This is a genomic window from Delftia sp. WSY_22 (assembly GCF_043104185.1).
GTDB lineage: Bacteria > Pseudomonadota > Gammaproteobacteria > Burkholderiales > Burkholderiaceae_C > Comamonas > Comamonas tsuruhatensis.
Genome location: NZ_JBICKN010000018.1, coordinates 197948 through 214555, shown reverse-complemented (window position 1 = coordinate 214555; position 16608 = coordinate 197948). Strand labels below are relative to the sequence as shown.

17 protein-coding genes are annotated in these 16608 nt (G+C 68.8%); 13 read left to right on the top strand and 4 right to left on the bottom strand.

The features are described 5' to 3' along the window. Positions 1-115: 115 nt before the first annotated feature. The 8 genes from ACF8NF_RS10835 to ACF8NF_RS10800 all read left to right on the top strand — a co-directional run bounded on the left by ACF8NF_RS10835 (position 116) and on the right by ACF8NF_RS10800 (position 7066). Positions 116-703, top strand: coding sequence for a TetR/AcrR family transcriptional regulator (locus ACF8NF_RS10835; RefSeq protein ID WP_392450578.1), 588 nt, complete (start codon positions 116-118; stop codon positions 701-703). Between the two features lie 150 nt (positions 704-853). Beyond that, entirely contained in the window at positions 854-1516 is a 663-nt protein-coding gene (locus ACF8NF_RS10830) for a response regulator transcription factor (RefSeq protein ID WP_012206042.1), read from the top strand. Beyond that, on the top strand, positions 1513-3042 hold the full coding sequence (locus ACF8NF_RS10825; RefSeq protein ID WP_392450577.1) for an ATP-binding protein: 1530 nt from the start codon (positions 1513-1515) through the stop codon (positions 3040-3042). Before ACF8NF_RS10830 ends, ACF8NF_RS10825 begins: the two co-directional genes overlap by 4 nt. A gap of 190 nt (positions 3043-3232) precedes the next feature. Further along, positions 3233-3970 carry a c-type cytochrome gene (locus tag ACF8NF_RS10820; RefSeq protein ID WP_392450576.1) on the top strand — a complete coding sequence of 246 codons (738 nt, stop codon included), beginning with the start codon at positions 3233-3235 and terminating at the stop codon, positions 3968-3970. A 17-nt stretch (positions 3971-3987) separates the two neighbouring features. Then, a complete protein-coding gene (locus ACF8NF_RS10815; RefSeq protein WP_026061998.1) occupies positions 3988-4998 on the top strand; it encodes a c-type cytochrome in 1011 nt (336 codons plus the stop codon). A gap of 303 nt (positions 4999-5301) precedes the next feature. Then, positions 5302-5922 carry a DUF2325 domain-containing protein gene (locus tag ACF8NF_RS10810; RefSeq protein ID WP_016446225.1) on the top strand — a complete coding sequence of 207 codons (621 nt, stop codon included), beginning with the start codon at positions 5302-5304 and terminating at the stop codon, positions 5920-5922. Continuing rightward, positions 5919-6422 (top strand): ferric iron uptake transcriptional regulator, encoded by a 504-nt coding sequence (gene fur, locus ACF8NF_RS10805; RefSeq protein WP_047327410.1) that lies wholly within the window; start codon positions 5919-5921, stop codon positions 6420-6422. The genes ACF8NF_RS10810 and fur overlap by 4 nt, the downstream gene beginning before the upstream one ends. Further along, complete coding sequence (locus tag ACF8NF_RS10800; RefSeq protein ID WP_392450575.1) at positions 6419-7066, top strand: nitroreductase; 648 nt, start codon at positions 6419-6421, stop codon at positions 7064-7066. Before fur ends, ACF8NF_RS10800 begins: the two co-directional genes overlap by 4 nt. 67 nt (positions 7067-7133) lie before the next feature. On the opposite strand, the gene ACF8NF_RS10795 is transcribed toward ACF8NF_RS10800, so the two are convergent. After that, a complete protein-coding gene (locus ACF8NF_RS10795; RefSeq protein ID WP_392450574.1) occupies positions 7134-8021 on the bottom strand; it encodes a class I SAM-dependent methyltransferase in 888 nt (295 codons plus the stop codon). Between the two features lie 128 nt (positions 8022-8149). After that, positions 8150-8656 (bottom strand): hypothetical protein, encoded by a 507-nt coding sequence (locus ACF8NF_RS10790; protein WP_026061999.1) that lies wholly within the window; start codon positions 8654-8656, stop codon positions 8150-8152. Positions 8657-8809: 153 nt separating this feature from the next. Here ACF8NF_RS10790 and ACF8NF_RS10785 point away from each other — a divergent pair, with 153 nt between their 5' ends. The 3 genes from ACF8NF_RS10785 to ACF8NF_RS10775 all read left to right on the top strand — a co-directional run bounded on the left by ACF8NF_RS10785 (position 8810) and on the right by ACF8NF_RS10775 (position 11183). Beyond that, a complete protein-coding gene (locus tag ACF8NF_RS10785; RefSeq protein ID WP_016451613.1) occupies positions 8810-9160 on the top strand; it encodes a hypothetical protein in 351 nt (116 codons plus the stop codon). Positions 9161-9349: 189 nt separating this feature from the next. Then, positions 9350-10687, top strand: a complete 1338-nt coding sequence (locus ACF8NF_RS10780) for a hemolysin family protein (RefSeq protein WP_016446219.1) — start codon at positions 9350-9352, stop codon at positions 10685-10687. Further along, positions 10674-11183, top strand: coding sequence for a hypothetical protein (locus ACF8NF_RS10775; RefSeq protein WP_047327407.1), 510 nt, complete (start codon positions 10674-10676; stop codon positions 11181-11183). The genes ACF8NF_RS10780 and ACF8NF_RS10775 overlap by 14 nt, the downstream gene beginning before the upstream one ends. Before the next feature lie 170 nt (positions 11184-11353). Here ACF8NF_RS10775 and azu read toward each other — a convergent pair whose 3' ends face one another. After that, complete coding sequence (gene azu, locus ACF8NF_RS10770) at positions 11354-11812, bottom strand: azurin (protein WP_016446217.1); 459 nt, start codon at positions 11810-11812, stop codon at positions 11354-11356. Positions 11813-12147: 335 nt separating this feature from the next. On the opposite strand from azu, the gene ACF8NF_RS10765 reads away from it, so the two are divergent. After that, a complete protein-coding gene (locus tag ACF8NF_RS10765; RefSeq protein ID WP_227468558.1) occupies positions 12148-12429 on the top strand; it encodes a hypothetical protein in 282 nt (93 codons plus the stop codon). Between the two features lie 45 nt (positions 12430-12474). Here ACF8NF_RS10765 and ACF8NF_RS10760 read toward each other — a convergent pair whose 3' ends face one another. Further along, positions 12475-13197, bottom strand: coding sequence for an alanyl-tRNA editing protein (locus ACF8NF_RS10760; protein ID WP_017403871.1), 723 nt, complete (start codon positions 13195-13197; stop codon positions 12475-12477). A 392-nt stretch (positions 13198-13589) separates the two neighbouring features. On the opposite strand from ACF8NF_RS10760, the gene ACF8NF_RS10755 reads away from it, so the two are divergent. After that, positions 13590-16532 (top strand): DUF4132 domain-containing protein, encoded by a 2943-nt coding sequence (locus ACF8NF_RS10755; RefSeq protein WP_392450573.1) that lies wholly within the window; start codon positions 13590-13592, stop codon positions 16530-16532. The last annotated feature ends 76 nt before the right edge of the window (positions 16533-16608 follow it).

Here is a 16608-nt window from a genome sequence, read left to right as displayed (position 1 = left end):
TGTTGCACCGCCGTCGCGGGACAGAGAAAATACATACGCTGCGTATGAATAGAATCCTATATACATACGCATCGTATGTAAATAATCATGCACGCCGTATGTAAGGAGATTGGCCATGGTCCGCCGCACCCGCGCCGAGATGGAAGAAACCCGCGCCACGCTGCTGGCCACGGCCCGCAAGGCCTTTGGAGAGCAGGGCTACGCCGATGCCTCCATGGACGATCTCACCGCGCAGGTGGGCCTGACGCGGGGCGCGCTGTACCACCATTTCGGCGACAAGCAGGGCCTGCTGGCGGCCGTGGTCGAGCAGATCGATGCCGAGGTGGATGAACGCCTGCAGGCCATCACCGCCCATGCCCGGGATCCCTGGCAGGGCTTTCGCAGCCGCTGCCGGGCCTACCTGGAAATGGCGCTGGAGCCTGAAATCCAGCGCATCGTGCTGCGCGATGCGCGCGCGGCTTTGGGCGGAGCGCTGCCGCAATCGCAGCGCCACTGCATTGCGTCCATGCAGGCACTGATTGCGGACCTCATGGCGCAGGGCATCGTGGCCCGGGCCGATCCGCAGGCGCTGGCATCGCTGATCTACGGCAGCCTGGCCGAAGCGGCTTTCTGGATTGCCGAGGGCGAGGACGCCGACCTGCGGCTGGAGCGCGGCGCGGCGGCGCTGGACCTGCTGCTGGGCGGGCTGCTGGCCCGGCCCTGAGCGGGCCGCCTGGCCGCATTCTTGTGCGCGTGCCTGCGAAATTCGGCGCACCGCCGCGCCAGCGCGGCAAATCTGCGATGCTCAGTCGCTTTTCGTTCCCGACTTGGATACAGACGGCGGGGCCTGGCGCCAGGCCCTGCGGACAACAACATGCATGTTCTCTTGGTGGAAGACAACGCGCTGGTGGCCAGCGGCGTGAGAGCCGGCCTGCAGCTGCAGGGCTTTGGCGTGGATACCGTGGCCTCGGCCGGGCAGGCGGATGCGGCCATCCGTTCCTCGCATTTCGATGCCTGCGTGCTGGACCTGGGCCTGCCCGACGAGGATGGCCTCTCGCTGCTGGCGCGCTGGCGCGGCCAGGGCCTGCAGGTGCCCGTGCTGGTGCTGACGGCGCGCGATGCCGTGTCACAGCGTATCGAAGGCCTGCAGACCGGCGCCGACGATTACCTGGTCAAGCCCTTTGACCTGCACGAACTGGCGGCGCGCCTGCATGCGCTGCTGCGCCGCGCGGCCGGCCGCAGCGTGGACTGGATCGAGCTGGGCGAGGTGCGCATCAACCCCGCTGCCGGCCATATCCAGCGCCAGGGCCGCACCGTGGAGCTGTCGCGCCGCGAGTGGTCGCTGCTGCGCGCGCTGCTGCAGTCGCCGGGCCGCATCCTGAGTACCGAGCAACTGCGCGACAGCCTCTACGGCTACAGCCAGGACGTGGAGAGCAATGCCGTCAACGTGCATGTGCACCACCTGCGCCGCAAGCTGGGCCATGAACTGGTGGAGACGGTGCGCGGCGAGGGCTACCGCCTGGGCCTGCACCCATGATGCGCAGCCTGCGCGTGCGCCTGCTGGCATGTCTGTGCCTGGCGCTGTGCACGCTGTGGGGCGGGGTGGCGGCCTGGATGTTCTCGGACATGCGCAACGAGCTGCGCACCGTGCTGGATGACCGGCTGATCGCCTCGGCGCGCATGGTGGCAGGCATCGTCCACCAGTTCCGGCCTGCCCGGGAGCTGCCGCAGGACTGGAGCCCCATGCTCAACGTGATCGCGCGCGACGGCGTGGCCTGCGAGGTCAGCCTGGTGCGCGGCGAGGTCCAGCCCGTGCGGCCCGAATCGGCCCTGCCGCAGGTGCTGGCCAAGACCGAGGGCAGCCCCGTGTTCCCGCAGAGCATGCCGCTGGGCTTCTCGACCATCATCAAGGGGGGCAAGCCCTGGCGCACCTATGTGCTGGAGGACCACGGCGTGCGCATCGCCACGGCCGACCGCATTGATGTGCGCGAGGGCCTGATCCACGGCTTTGCCTACACCATCGTCCTGCCCTTCGTGCTGGCCCTGCTGGCCAGCATGGGGCTGATGTGGTGGGCCGTGACCCAGGGCCTCAGGCCGCTGGAGGCCCTGCGGCGCGAGCTGGCGCGCCGCCCGCCCGGCGACGATTCGCCCGTGGCCCAGGGCCTGCAGACGCGCGAGCTGGCGCCGCTGGTGGGCACGCTCAACCAGCTGCTGCACCGCGTGCGCGCGGCCATCGACCGCGAGCGCCGCTGGAGCGACGACGCGGCCCATGAGCTGCGCACGCCGCTGACCGCCATCAAGACCCATGTGCAGGTGGCGCAGATGGCGCTGGCGGCGCCCGGCATGCCTGCCGGCCTTCTGGCCGCGCCGCCCGGCTCCATGGCCCGCGATTCCCTGGCCCAGGCGGGCGAGGGCGTGGAGCACCTGCAGCACACGCTGGAGCAGTTGCTGCTGCTGGCGCGGCTGGAGCAGCATGAACCGGGCGCCGCCAATGCGCTGGCCTGCGGCGATGCGCCTGCCGATGCGCTGCAGGCGCTGGACAAGGCCTGGCAACTGGCGGTGAATGCCGTGAGCGCCGGAGCACCGGCGCCGGCGCAGCGCCAATGGTTGGACACGCACCAGCAGCCCGGCAATGGCGCCTGGCCGCTGGCCATCTCCGAGCCCCTGCTGGTCTCGGCCCTGCGCAATCTGCTGGAAAACGCCCTGCGCCATGCGCCGCAGCATCCCGTGGAACTGGCCGTGCGGCCCATTGGCGCCATGCCGGGCAAGACACAGCAGCCGGGCTCAGACTATGTGGAGTTCACCGTGGCCGACCATGGCCCGGGGCTCAGCGCCGAGGAATGCGAAGAGGCCACGCGCCGCTTCTGGCGCAAGCGTCCCCAGGAGCATGGCAGCGGCCTGGGCCTGCCCATCGTGCAGCGCATCGCCGAATGCGCAGGCGGCTGCCTGCTGCTGCAGCCGCGCAGCCTGTGGCGGCCCGAAGAAGGCGATGCGAGCGGGCTGGTCGCACGCCTTTATCTGCCGTTGGCGGTGGGCGCCGGCGCACTGGTGCCGACGCACTGACGAGAGCGCACCGACGCCGGCGCATTAACGCCGACTTAATCTGCGCTGCGTATCGTGCCGACCTGGCTGGCCAGCCGCGCAGGCATTGCGCTGTGCGGGGGCAGCCGCAGGTATCCAGAACTGACCCCGTCCGCCGCTGCCGCGCACCTGCCGGCGCCCACGCATGGCAGGGCAACAGCCTCTTCCCACGATGAACCGCATGAACAAACAGACCCTGTCCCGGTCGTGCATCGCCATTGCTGTCGGCATCTGCATGCCGATGGGCGGCGCCTGGGCACAAGACACCTCCGCTGCGCAGGCGGCAGTGCAAGGCAACGCTGCCGCTGGCCAGAAGATCGCCCAGGCGGGCACGCCCCAGGGCGCGGCGGCCTGTGCCACCTGCCACGGCGCCAAGGGCGAGGGCATGGCGGGCTTTCCGGCCCTGGCCGGCCAGCACGCCGGCTATCTGGCGCGCCAGCTGCAGCGCCTGGCCGACGGCAGCCGGCAGGCGCCCGTGATGGCGCCCATGGCCAAGGCCCTGTCGGCCCAGGACCGTGCCGACGTCTCGGCCTACTACGCCAGCCTGCCGCTGCCCATCCAGCCCGTGCGCGGCCCGCTGCCCAAGGGCAAGGACGATGACGGCGCCTGGCTGGTCGAGCGTGGCCGCTGGGCCGACGGCATTCCTGCCTGCGCCCAGTGCCATGGCCCTGGCGGCGTGGGCGTGGGAGCGGACTTCCCCGCCATCGGCCACCTGACGGCCGACTACATGCAAAGCCAGGTCGCCGCCTGGAACAAGGGCCAGCGCGAGGCCGGCCCCCTGGGCCTGATGGGCAAGATCGCCCGCAAGCTCACGCCTGAAGACATCCAGGCGGTGGCGTCCTACTACGCCCGCCTGCATGGCGCGGGCACAGCCACCGCAGCCACGGCCTCCGCGCCGGCCAAACCCTGATGGACCGGGAGCCGATCATGTCCGACACACCACGCAATCCCGCCCCCGGCAGTTCCAACACCGCCGAATACATCGTCGTTGCCTGCCTGTTCGCCGGTCTGGCGGGCACACTCGCCTATGGCATGTACGTCAGCCGTCCAGCCCGGCCCGACGTGCCGGTCAACGTGGCCGCCGCACCCGCCGCACCCGCTGCTGTCCCCGCAAAGCCCGATGCCCAGCCCGTTCAGGGGGCTGCCGACGGCGCAGCCTTCACGCCGCCCGGTGCCCGCGACATTCCGGACACTCCCATGGGCGAGTGGATCCGCCGTGGCGAGGCCATCTTCCTGCGCACGCCGGCCAACGCCGTGGGCTTTTCGGGCAACACCCTCAACTGCGTGAACTGCCACCTGGACGCAGGCCGGCTCAAGGGCGCCGCACCCATGTGGGGTGCCTACCCGCTGTACCCGGCCTACCGCAAGAAGACCAACCACGTGGACACCTTCGCCGAGCGCGTGCGCGGCTGCTTCATGTACAGCATGAACGGCAAGGCGCCCGACGACGGCCATGACATCCTCGTGGCGCTGGAGGCCTATGCCTACTGGATGGCGCAGAAGGCGCCCACGGGCGAGAAGCTGCCCGGCGCGGGCTTCACCAAGGTGGGCAAGGCCGCGCAGGAGCCCAGCTTCGAGCGCGGCGCCAAGGTGTACGAGGCCAAGTGCGCCCTGTGCCACGGCCCTCAGGGCCAGGGCCAGGAAGTAGGCGGTGTAACCGTGTTCCCGCCGCTGTGGGGCAAGCAGTCCTACAACTGGGGCGCGGGCACGCACGAAGTGGACAAGGCCGCCAGCTTCATCAAGGGCAACATGCCCTACGGCAACCCCACGCTGGATGACCAGGAGGCCTGGGACGTGGCCACCTACATCAACAGCATGGAGCGCCCCCAGGACCCGCGCTTCACCGGCAACGTGGCCGACACGCGCAAGCAGTTCCACGACAACCCGTACTCGCTATACGGCACCGAGGTCAACGGGCGGCTGCTCAAGGGGCTTTGAGCGGATCGGACAGGCAACGGCAGGCCGGGCGCAGGCCTGCGTTGCTGCAAGGGACAGGGCGCTGACAGCCGCCCTGCAAGCGCATCTGCGCCGGTGCGGCCTTTGCACCAGACGGCGTACGGTCATCGGTTTGACGGCCGGCATTTCATGATTTAATAAGAATCATTCTCACTGATTTGCCGACGCATCCGGCTTGCACCGCAGCACACCGCCTTGCCGGCAAGCCCGGCCCGTGCCGCACGCGGCCACGCGCAAAGGCCTTCGCGCGACCGCCGCGCGATGCTCAGGTTTGCCGAGGAAACCATGACCCAGACCTTGGACGACATTCAGCAGCTGGCGCACGAGCACCAGGTGCTGCTGCGTGGCTACGGCCACGCCCAATTGCGCAGCAGCGAGCTGCTGTGCCTTCAAGCCCAGGAAATAGAGAGGCTGCAAAGGCTGGTGATCCGCCAGCGCGCGGCCTTGATGGCCAAGGAAACCCAGCTGCTGTGGGCGCGCGAGGAGCGCGAGGCGCTGGAGAAGGCCATTCCCGGCCTCTCGCGCCGCGTCACGCTGGCGCGGCGCGTGGAGTCGCTGCTGGTGCGCGTGCAGGACCTGTTGCGCGAGCGCGCACGCTGGCAGCGCCAATCGGCCGCGCCCCTGGCGCAGCCCGCCGTGCCTGCAGCGGGCGCGCATGCGCGGGAGCCCGAACAGGACGCCGAGGCCTTCGAGGCCAGCCTGCGCGAGGCCGACCTGGTGATCTGCCAGACCGGCTGCCTGAGCCACGGCGAGTACTGGCGCGTGCAGGACCATTGCCAGCGCACGGGCAAGACCTGCGTGCTGGTGGAGCAGCCCGATGCGCTGCGCATCGTCCGCATACACCGGGGCGCCGACGGCGGCGACAACCCCGCCATGACGCTGAGCCACGGAGACACGACCGCATGACACGCAGCAAGATGCCCCTGAGCCCGGGTGGCGAACCCGAACTGCGCAGCGTGGGCCTGAAGGCCACGCTGCCGCGCATGCAGGTGCTGGAAATCTTCAGGCAGAGCGCATCGCGCCACCTGCATGCCGAGGACGTGTTCCGCCTGCTGGCCGAGCGGCGTGCCGAAGTGGGCCTGGCCACCATCTACCGCGTGCTGTCCCAGCTGGAGGCGGCGGGCCTGCTGCTGCGCCAGACCTTTGAAAGCGGCAAGGCCGTCTTCGAGCTCAACGAGGGCCCGCACCATGACCACCTGATCTGCCTGCAGTGCGGACGCGTGGATGAATTCAGCAACGACCACATCGAGGCACTGCAGCACCAGGTGGCCCAGGCCCACGGCTACCGCCTGGCCGACCACCGCCTGGCCCTGTACGGCCATTGCAGCGCGTGCTCGCAGCTGCCACCCGAATCACCGGCACAGCCCGAGCAGGCAAGACAGCCTGCGCTGCAGGACAACGAATGAGCACCAACGACAGATCCCTGACCCCCGAGCAGCGCGTCGCCCTGGACCTGCTGATGTCGCGCCAGTCGCGCTGGCCGCTGCAGGACCCGGCGCCGGGCGCAGACGTGATCGACACCGTCATCGATGCTGCACTGCGCGCCCCCGACCACGGGCAGCTGCGGCCCTGGCGCTTTGTGCTGGTGCAGGGCGATGCGCGCCATGCGCTGGGCGAGGTGTTCGTGCAGGCCGCCAGGGCGCGCGACCCGCAGGCCGACGCCGAGCGCTTCCGCGCCAAGGCCTTGTCCGCCCCGCTGATCATTGCGCTGGGCGTGCACCTGCAGCCCGAGCACAAGGTGCCAGAGAGCGAGCAACTGCTGGCCGGTGGCGCTGCCGCCATGAACATGCTCAACGCCCTGCATATCCTGGGCTTTGGCGGCTTCTGGGCCAGCGGCGCCAACAGCCACGATGCGCGCGTGCGCGAGGCCCTGGGATTCGAGCCCCATGACCGGCTCGTCGGCCTGCTGTATGTGGGCACGCCCGTCTCGGCCGGCCGCGAAGCCCTGCGGCCGCCGCGCAACCGCTTTGTGCGCGAATGGCAGCCCGGGCAAGACCTGGTGCAAGGCCGGGCCCTGGCCCTGTCCGCCAGCGCGGCCGACGCAGGCTGATCCTGGTTCCTTGAAGCAAAGATGCCCGGCTTGACCGGGCATCTTTCGTTGCGGCTGAGCAATCGGCCTAAGCCGCCGTCTCGACCGACTTCAGCTGGTAGATGGCATAGAAGTGCACGCCAAAGGTCCAGCGGAATGCCGGCCCCACCAGCGAGTAGGGCGGGCCGTAGCCTTCCATCACCTGGTGCGCGGCCACCAGCTGCAGGCGGGGATGGGCTTGCGCCAGATCGGCCTCGCGGCGCAGGCCCCAATGGAACTGGGCCTGGGTGAGCCGGACCGAAGGGTGCTGGCTTGCGCGCCCGGCCGCCAGCCAGCACATGGCGTCGAACACCAGCTCCGAGCCCGGCGGGCTGCGCTGCGCAAACGTGGTCCACAGCGCCTGCATCTGCTCTGGCTGCAGGTACATGGAAACGCCCTCGGCCATCATGAACACCGCAGGCCCGGACCTGTCGGCCGGCAGTCCCAGCCGCTGCCACCAGTCGGCATCGGCCAGGTCGAATTCGCGGATCTCCTGGCGCTCCGATTGCCGGGGCAGCAGCTGCCTGCGCAGCGCGGTCACCGGTCCCAGGTCCGCATCCGTCATGTGCATCTGCCCGTTGTCCAGCCATTGGAAATAGTCGCTGAGGCCGCAGCCCAGGTTCACCACATGGCCCTGCTGCTGGCGCTGCAAGAAGTCCTGCGCCAGCGCGCGAAAGCAGTGCGTGCGCGCCAGCACGCCGTAGATGCTCTGCCGGTCCTGCAGCCACCGGCTGCCGTCGTCGCCCAGCTGGGTCAGGGTGTCCAAGGCGTGGGCGTCGCTGACGGCCATGCCGGGAAACAGCCGCTCGCCCAGGGCGCGGGCGGCCAGTGGAATGCGCAAGGTCTCGCTGACATCGGACAGTTTTTCCTGGCGTGGCGAGGAGGGCTGCGCGTCGGGCAAGGCCGTCGCGGCCGTCGGGGCAAGAGATTCGGGCATGGCGGGCTCCTGTGCGTTGCCGGCCGGGGCGGGCGGCATCCACCTTCCATGAATTGCTTCAAGGGCTGATACCCATATTAGGGCCTGTTCGCACGAATGCAGGCAACCCGAAGGGAAGCTGCCTGCCATCAATCCTTGTTCACCTTGTGGTCCTCGCCCTTGGCCTGTTCCATGGCCTCGGGCTCCAGCTCCTCGGCGGAGCGGTTGAGGTGGATGAAGGCACCCCAGCCCAGCAGCAGGACACCCACGGCGCTGACCAGGGCGGCGGGATAGAGCAGGTGGGCCGGCTCTTCCTGCGTCTTGAAGGCAGCGACCAGGGCTTCGACGGCCAGGGCCACGACCAGCACCACCAGAAAGCGCGAGAGAAACCGGCGCACGCGCGTGGGGCCGCTGATATGGGCCTCGCGTATGACCTCCTCTTCGGTGATGGTCTGGGCGATCTGCAGCGCGACCACGCCCGAGGCCAGAATGCCCAGCGCCTCGACGATGCGCAGGCCCGAATCGCCATCCACGCCATGCGCCATGGCGTTCCAGCCCTTGAGGCCTGCAATCCACAGCAGGGCGATGGCCGCCAGCGAAAACAGCAGGGCGATGAGCGCGTGCACGACGGTGAAAAGGGTATGGAGTGCTTTCATGGCAAAGGGCGGAGAGTGGGCCGTGGCGCATGTTTCCACGGCGCCGGCGCGCCGCTTGTAGGAAACGGCGAACAGCCGTGGACAGTGGCAGGCAGCGGTGGGCAGGCGCGGTGCCTGCCCGCGGGTGCGGCGCATGGATAAAATCCCCGGACCATGTCCAGATGGTTCATCGTGGCTTTTTCCCTGCACTTCGTCGTCAGCGTGGCCTTGTCCACGCTGGGGCTTGTGCCATGGCGGGCCCTGCCGGGGGCCGCTTGCGAGCCGGCCGGCGCCGCCTGCGCCAGCGTGCAGCGCACGGCAGCGCCGCTGGTGGACACGGCCTCCCTGCTCGATGACTTCGACCATGCGCTGATGGACGATCAGCAGGACCTCCCCGATGTCATGCATGCCGTCGATGGCGTGGATGCCCCCCGGCTGCAGGCCGATCGCCATGTCGCCAGCAGCCTTCGCGAAGGACCGTGGCGCAGCCTGGCCCCGCCCGACCGGCCTCCCCGGGCGGCCTGATCCCCTTTGCGACCTGCCGGGGCCGTTGGCTCCTCCGGGTCGGCGCATGCGGCATCCACGCCGTTCGCCGGGTCCTGTCCGGCATGCCCCGTCTGCGGGGCTGGCCTATCGCTTCCAATCTCTCCGGACCCAGCGCAGCATGGGCCCTTTTTGCCGCAGCGGCGGCTCCCGGTTCCCAGAACAAGCATCATGGAAATTGCCATTCTTTTTGCGCTGATCCTGCTCAATGGCGTCTTCGCCATGTCCGAGATCGCGCTGGTGACGGCGCGCAAGGCTCGCCTGCAAAAACTCATAGACGAGGGGGACGCCGGCGCCGCCGCCGCCGCCCAGCTGGGGGCCGACCCCACGCGTTTCCTGTCCACCATCCAGATCGGCATCACCTCCATCGGCGTGCTCAACGGTATCGTCGGCGAGGCCGCGCTGGCCGCTCCCCTGGCCGAGTGGCTGCAGCGCCTGGGCGTGCCCGCGCCCTATGGCGGCTACACGGCCACGGCGCTGGTGGTGGTGCTGATCACCTATTTCTCCATCGTCGTCGGCGAGCTGGTGCCCAAGCGCATCGGCCAGACCTATCCCGAGACCTTTGCGCGCCTGATCGCACGCCCAGTCAACTGGCTGGCCCATCTGACCAAGCCCTTCGTGGTGCTGCTGTCCGTGTCCACCCATGCGCTGCTGCGCCTGCTGGGCGTCAAGGAAAACAGCGGCAGCGCCGTCACGGAGGAGGAGATCCACGCCATGCTGGCCGAAGGCACGACGGCCGGCGTCATCGAATCGCACGAGCACACCATGGTGCGCAACGTGTTCCGCCTTGACGACCGCCAGATCGGCTCGCTGATGGTGCCGCGCAGCGACGTGGTCTGCCTGGATGCCGATGCGCCGTTCGAGGACAACCTGCGCGTGATCGAGCAGTCCGACCACGCGCGCTTTCCCGTGGTGCGCGGCGGCATGGACTCCATCATCGGCGTGCTCAACGCGCGCCAGTGGCTGTCGCGCGCGCTGCAGGGCAAGGATCAGGGCCTGACCGACCAGCCCATGCAGACCGCGCTCTATGTGCCCGAGACCATCACCGGCATGGAGTTGCTGGAGAGCTTTCGGCTGTCCGACGTGCACATGGCCTTCGTGATCGACGAGTACGGCGAGGTCCAGGGCATCGTCACCCTGCAGGACCTGGTGGAGGCCATCACGGGCGAATTCCAGCCCCGCGATCCGCGCAACTCCTGGGCGCTGCAGCGCGAGGACGGCAGCTGGCTGCTGGACGGCCACATCCCCGTGCCCGAGCTCAAGGACCGGCTGGAGCTGGCCACCGTGCCCGAGGAAGAGCGCGGCCGCTACCACACGCTGGCCGGCATGGTCATGCTGCTCACGGGCCGGCTGCCGCGTGTCACCGACACCGTGCAATGGGAAGGCTGGCGCTTCGAGGTGGTGGACATGGACGGCAAGGCCATCGACAAGGTGCTGGCCATGCGCGTTGACGTGTCGCTGCAGGTGCCCGGCGACGAAGACGCAGGAGCAGCCCATGCACCGCGTTGAACGACGGGCCCCGCGCTGCGCCTGGAAACTGCTGGCATGCGCGGCGGCCGTGGTCTTCATGGCCGCCTGCCTGGACGGCGTGCAGGGCTACCCGCAGCAGCAGGCGCCCATCATCAGCCCCTACGACATGACGCAGGAGCAGCGGCTTGCCGAAATGAACGCCATGGGCGCGGCCGGCCATGCCGACCACCGCTGGACCTACGAACTGCGCCCCGGCTGCGTGCTGCGCGTGGACCTGGACGGCCCGCAAGGCCCGCGCCCTTCCCTCGATATCGCCCTGCTGGGCAGCGTGGTGGCCGTCACGGCCCAGCGTGAACGCGGCAGTTTCCGCGTGGAGCTGCAGCCCGGCGACGGCCTGCAGTCGGCACGGTCCCTGGTGCTGGAAAGCACCAAATGGGCCGACGCCAGCTGGACCCAGCTGCTGCTGCGCCTGATGCAAAAGGGTTGCATGGAAATGCAGGGCCGCCCGCACGGCAGGACCGCCAGCCGGCACTGAGAGACAGCGCACAACGGCACGGATCGGCATGCATCGGCAGGGACCGGCAGGCCAGGCAAGCGTGGCTTGCCCGGTCCCGCAAATGTGAGGGGCGGAAACGACAAGCGGCACCGAAGTGCCGCCGGGTAGGGCGCGGGGCGCAAGGTCCCGGGCCAAGGCAGATCGCCGGCTTACTTGGCCAGCGTCAGCGTGCCCTTCATCAGCGCGGAATGGCCGGGGAAGGAGCAAAAGTAGCTGTAGGCCTCGCCCGCCTTCAGGGCGGCGGTGGAGAAGGTCACGGAGTCGGTCTCGCCGCCGCCGATCACCTTGGTGTGGGCGATCACGCGGGCGTCCTTGTCCTTCACGAAGTCCTTGGCGGCGCCGGCGGCGATGCCGTCATTGGCCACGGGCTGCAGGTCGGCCGTCTTGCTCAGTACCCAGTTGTGGCCCATGGCCGTCTTGGGCAGCTTGCCCACGTGCTTGAGCTTGACCGTGAACTGCTTGCAGCTGGCGGGCACGCTGATGGTGGGCTTGTTGAACTGCATGGCGTCATTGCCTTCGATCTCGACGGCGCAGTCGGCGGCCAGCACAGGTGCGGCGACGGCAGTCATTGCGAGGGCCAAGAGGACGGGTTTCCATTGCATTGCCATTGTTTTCTCCTTGAAAAGCGGGTGAGGTGGCTGGCATCCGGTGGCCATGGACCGGCAGGCGGTCTGTCGCCATGGATGCTTTGTATGGCTGCCTCCAGCATAGACAGGATGGGGGAGGGCGGGTTGATTTGAATCAAGTCAAAACAGTTCGAAGACCTGCGCTCCAAGCATGCGGTATGGCGTCACGCCGGCAGGGTATGCGCGGTGGCTGTCGCCGGGAATCACCTGCCGTCCGTCGTCTTTTGGCGACGGGCAACCCCACAGCTCGCATGCCTCTACTCACCTCAGTCACATTTGGGTACGATTGCGGAACATAGAGGGGGTTTATGAGAGTGATGGTTTTCATAGGTGCTGTCATTGGCGCCATCTTTCTGCTGACGGCGTTCTTCGTCGACAGCTCCCAGCAACAGACGGCGCTGGCGGGCATGGCCTGTGCCAGCGTCCTCATTCCGTACGTGCTGTTCAGGTTGCACTCGATCGCCGTCGAGCAGGACAAGCTCGATCAGATCCTGCAGCTGATGCGAAAGTCCGGCAGCCAGCCCGAAGGGGTGGCTCCGGGCGGCGAGGGGTCCCGTGAGCCGGGTGGCCCCTCGGCGCCCAGGTCCTGGATGTCCTGAGGCACGGGGCGGCAGCCAAGGCAGGCCAGGCAGGTCCGGCAGGCCTCAGGCGAACTGCACGACCACGCGCCGGTTCGTGCGGCTTTTCTTCTCGATCTTGGTGACGGCCACCGTGCCGATCTCGGCCGTGCTGCGCACATGCGTGCCGCCGCAGGGCTGGCGGTCCAGGCCGGGGATGTCGATGATGCGGATCGTCGCCGTGCCGCCCGGGGGCGCCGCGCCTGCGGTGCGTACCAGGTCGGGCTGGGCGGCCAATTGCTCGGGCGTGATGCGGTCCACGTTCACGGCATGGCTGTCGGCGATCAGGGCGTTCAGGCGCTCCGTCAGATCGGCCTTGTCCAGCGTGGATTCAGGCAGGTCGAAATCCAGGCGTGCCGAGTCCGGCGAGATGCTGCAGCCCGTCACGGGCACGGGCACCAGCACGCCCAGCAGGTGCAGGCAGGTGTGCAGGCGCATCAGACGGTGGCGCCTGTCCCAGTCGATGGCTACCTGCACGCGCTCGCCGACCTGGGGCGGCGCATCGGTCTGCAGCACATGCAGGATGCGCTGGCGGTCATCGGCATAGACGGTGTCGATGACCGCCAGGCTGCGTCCGTCGGCCAGGATCAGCGTGCCGGTGTCTCCGGCCTGGCCGCCGCTGCGGGCATAGCAGACCGTGGCATCCAGCTCGATGCCTTCGGGGCTGACCGCGATCACGGTGGCTTCGCAGCGGTCCAGGTAGGCGTCGTCGTCAAAGAGCTTGTGCGTCTGGGACAGGGGCATGGGCATGGGGTGTCTCCGGGGTCATGTCGCGGTCCATGGTATCGGCGGCATGGCGGGGCCGGGCAGTACGCCTGGGCGAAAAGTCCCCAGTACAGTCCATGGCCCGCAGCGGTGGCAGTCGGCTGCTTGACAGCCTGTCAAGTGCCCGGGTCCGCGACCTGACAAGATCGGCGCCCGCGCCGCGCGCGTGCCGCTGAACAATGGCGCATTCCTTGCCGACGGCGCTACAGATTTTTCCGAAGCTGACGACATACGCAGGGCATGAATCTGTGAGTTTTCCGAGGAACTGTCCGAATGGATCAAGAACCTTTGCGTCCATCCCGTGCAGGCTCCACCCCCGTCTCCATCCCGGCAGGCCCCGGTTTGCGGCTGCCCACATTGTTCATCTCCTCATCTTTATGAGCACTACCGATCTTCACGCAGCTTCCCTGAGCGATCTCTATGACCGGCTGGACGAAGGCCTCAGCGAAGAGGCCTTTGCCGCCGAACTTGATGCCCGGCTTCATGACGGGCGGGCCGATGAGGTGCAGGTTTTCCTGCGTGATTGCGAGGAGCGCTGCCTTTACATGCTGGGGCGCCTGAACAGCAGCGAATCGCCCTGGACACATGACGGTGAGCGCTGGCTGGCCCTGGCACGGCTCACGGTGCCGCGCGGCCATGCGCCGGCAGGGCTCAGCGAGAAGCTGACCAATGCCAAGGTGGCCGCCGAAGTGCGCGTGATGGCCGAGCAATGGCTGGCCCATGCCCGCAGCGCGGATCTGCCGGTCTTCAAAGGCATAGGCATGGTGCTGGGCAACCTGGTGCCCTGGCTCTGCTATCCAGGCATGCCCTACGAGGAAGTGACGGCCACGCTGGACTGGACGCTGGCCCTGCGCAAGGAAGGTGAGTACAAGCCCGACACCGAGTACCACGCGCCCTGGAAGCGGCTGATCGCCCAGCTGAACGATGCCGACCTGCAGCGCTACGCCGCCGTGGGCGGCAAGCTGTTCGCCGATGTGATAGTGCACTACCGCGAAGAGCGCCAACCCAAGCAGCCCAAGGGGCAGGGCTGGAAGTCCTGGATGGGCTTCTTTGCCGCGCATCCCGAGCTGTATGACCAGACCTACATAGGCGATCCGGACCTGATGGAGCAGCGCTGGGCCAGCGCAGATGCCCCACGGCGTGAGGAACTGGCGGGCACCCTGATGGGCCAATTGGGCCATGCCCAGGGCGGGGAGCGTACCCGTGCGCTGCAGCTGCTGGACCGCCTGGTGGCCGAGGATCCCGCGCCCTTTGCCAGGCAGCTGCGTGAGAACGGCGGCTATCGGATCAGCCTGGCGCTGGCCATGCATGTCATGAAGCAGGACGATGCCGCCTTGCTGCCCCTGCTGCTGCCGGCCATTGCCCAGCACTGCGACCGCGAGGACGAGCTGCGCCGCTACCGCAGCGCGATCCGCGAACTGGTGACCCGCCGCCCGGCCGATCTGGCCGAGGTGCCTGTCAAGGACCTGGTCAATGTGCTGCCCGCGTTCGACACCGCCAGCCTGAAGGCCACGCTGCCCACCCTGACCCCGCTCATCGCAGGCAGCAGCGCCAAGGGCCTGCGCGCCGCCATGGCCGGCCTGGCCGCCCATATTCCGCTGGCCAGCTTGGTGGATGCCGGCTGGCTGAACAAGCCGCCCAAGAACCTGCTGCTGACCTGCCGCGACGTGCTGCTGGCCCACCCCGACCCCGCCGTCGGTCCCTTGCTGGCGCAGTTGCTGGCCGGCGGCAAGCTGGATGCGGCCTCGGCCAGCAGCGTGCAGCAGCGGCTGAACCAATTGGGCCTGACCGGGCAGGGCGCCTCGGCATCGGAAGAAAGCCAGGCGGATGCCGCATCGCCAGCGTCTGCCGCTGGCGGCGTGGACTTGGAAGCCCAGATCGCCTCCATCAAGCGCCTGAGCGCGGCCATCAAGCCCTTCGACACGCCCGAGCTGCTGGCGCTGTGCGCGCCGCTGTCCGAGCACGCGGCCCGCGTGCTGCTGCACGTATCCGCCATTGCCGAAGGCGGCCTGCCGCCGCTGGCCCACGAGCTGCTGGCGCGCATTCCGGCCGACAACCGTGCCCGCCTGGCGCTGGCCCTGGTGCAGCAATGGATTGCTTGCGAGGGCGAACCCAAGCAGCGCTGGGCGCTCAGGCTGCTGCCCGGCCATGCCGATGACCGCGTGGTCGATGCGCTGGTGGCCGCCGTCCAGGCCTGGAACCGCCCGCGCCTGCAGCGCGCGGCCGCCGCTGTCGAGCATCTGGGCGAGGTGGACAGCCTCTACGCTCTGCTGCGCGTGCAGGAGATCTCCGAATCGCGCTCGCTCAAGGACCAGGTGCAGCGCACGGCGCGCAGCGCCCTGCGTGCCGCCGCTGCCCGCCGCAAGATGAGCGTGCCCGAGCTCTTCGACGAGCTGACCCCCGACTTCGGCCTGGGCCAGGGCCTGACGGTCACGGTCGGGCCGCACAGCTACCGCGTGGAGCTGCAGGGCGATCTGAGCCTGCGCGTCATCAACGACAGGAACAAGGCCAGCAAGACCATTCCTGCGGTCAAGGACGAGGCGCTCAAGCCCGAATGGGAGGCCGCCACTGCGCAGCTCAAGACCCTGTCCACCAGCCTCAAGACCGTGGTCAAGCAGCAGGCGCCGCGCATGCTGGCGGCCCTGGTCAGCGGCAAGCGCTGGCCGCTGGATCGCTGGCAGCGGCTGTTCGTGGCCCACCCGCTGCTGCGCATCGTGGGGCGCAGCCTGATCTGGCGCGCAGAGGATGCGCCGGGCCTTGCGCGCACCAGCTTCCGCCTGGCCGAGGACTTCTCGCTGGTCGATGTGGAGGATGAAACCGTGGCCCTGCCCGCTGGCTGCAGCATCAGCCTCTGGCACCCGGCCACGGCCCAGCCCGGCGAGCGCGAGGCCTGGCAGGCCTACATGGCCGACTATGAGCTGGAGCCCCTGGTCGACCAGCTGGGCGCCTGCGCCGAGCAGCCCGCGCCAAGCCAGTTCAGGAACGGCATGCTGCTGCCGCCCGCGCCGATCACGCTGGCGCAGGAGCAGCTCGGCGCCATGCTCAAGAAGTTCGGCTACCGGCCCGGCCCCGTGGGCGATGGCCCCAGCATCAACGAGCATGTGTGGCGCCTGCCCGCGCTGGAGCTGAGCCTGGAGCTGTCGCACGGCTATTTCCCGCCCTACCTGGACCTGGGCCTGCCCGTGGCCGTGGAAGGCCTGCGCGTGCACGACCTGAGCAAGGGTTACGGGGCCAGCGCCGACCCGGCGCGGCTGCCCAAGCCGCTGCTGGCCACGCTGCAAGGCCAGTGGCTGGCCCTGGCGGCCAAGGCGGCTGCCTGAGCCCTTGTCTTTGTGAACCTTTGCTCCCTTGAAACGTTGGCCGGCCGATCGCCCATCACCGAAGACTCCACAGACC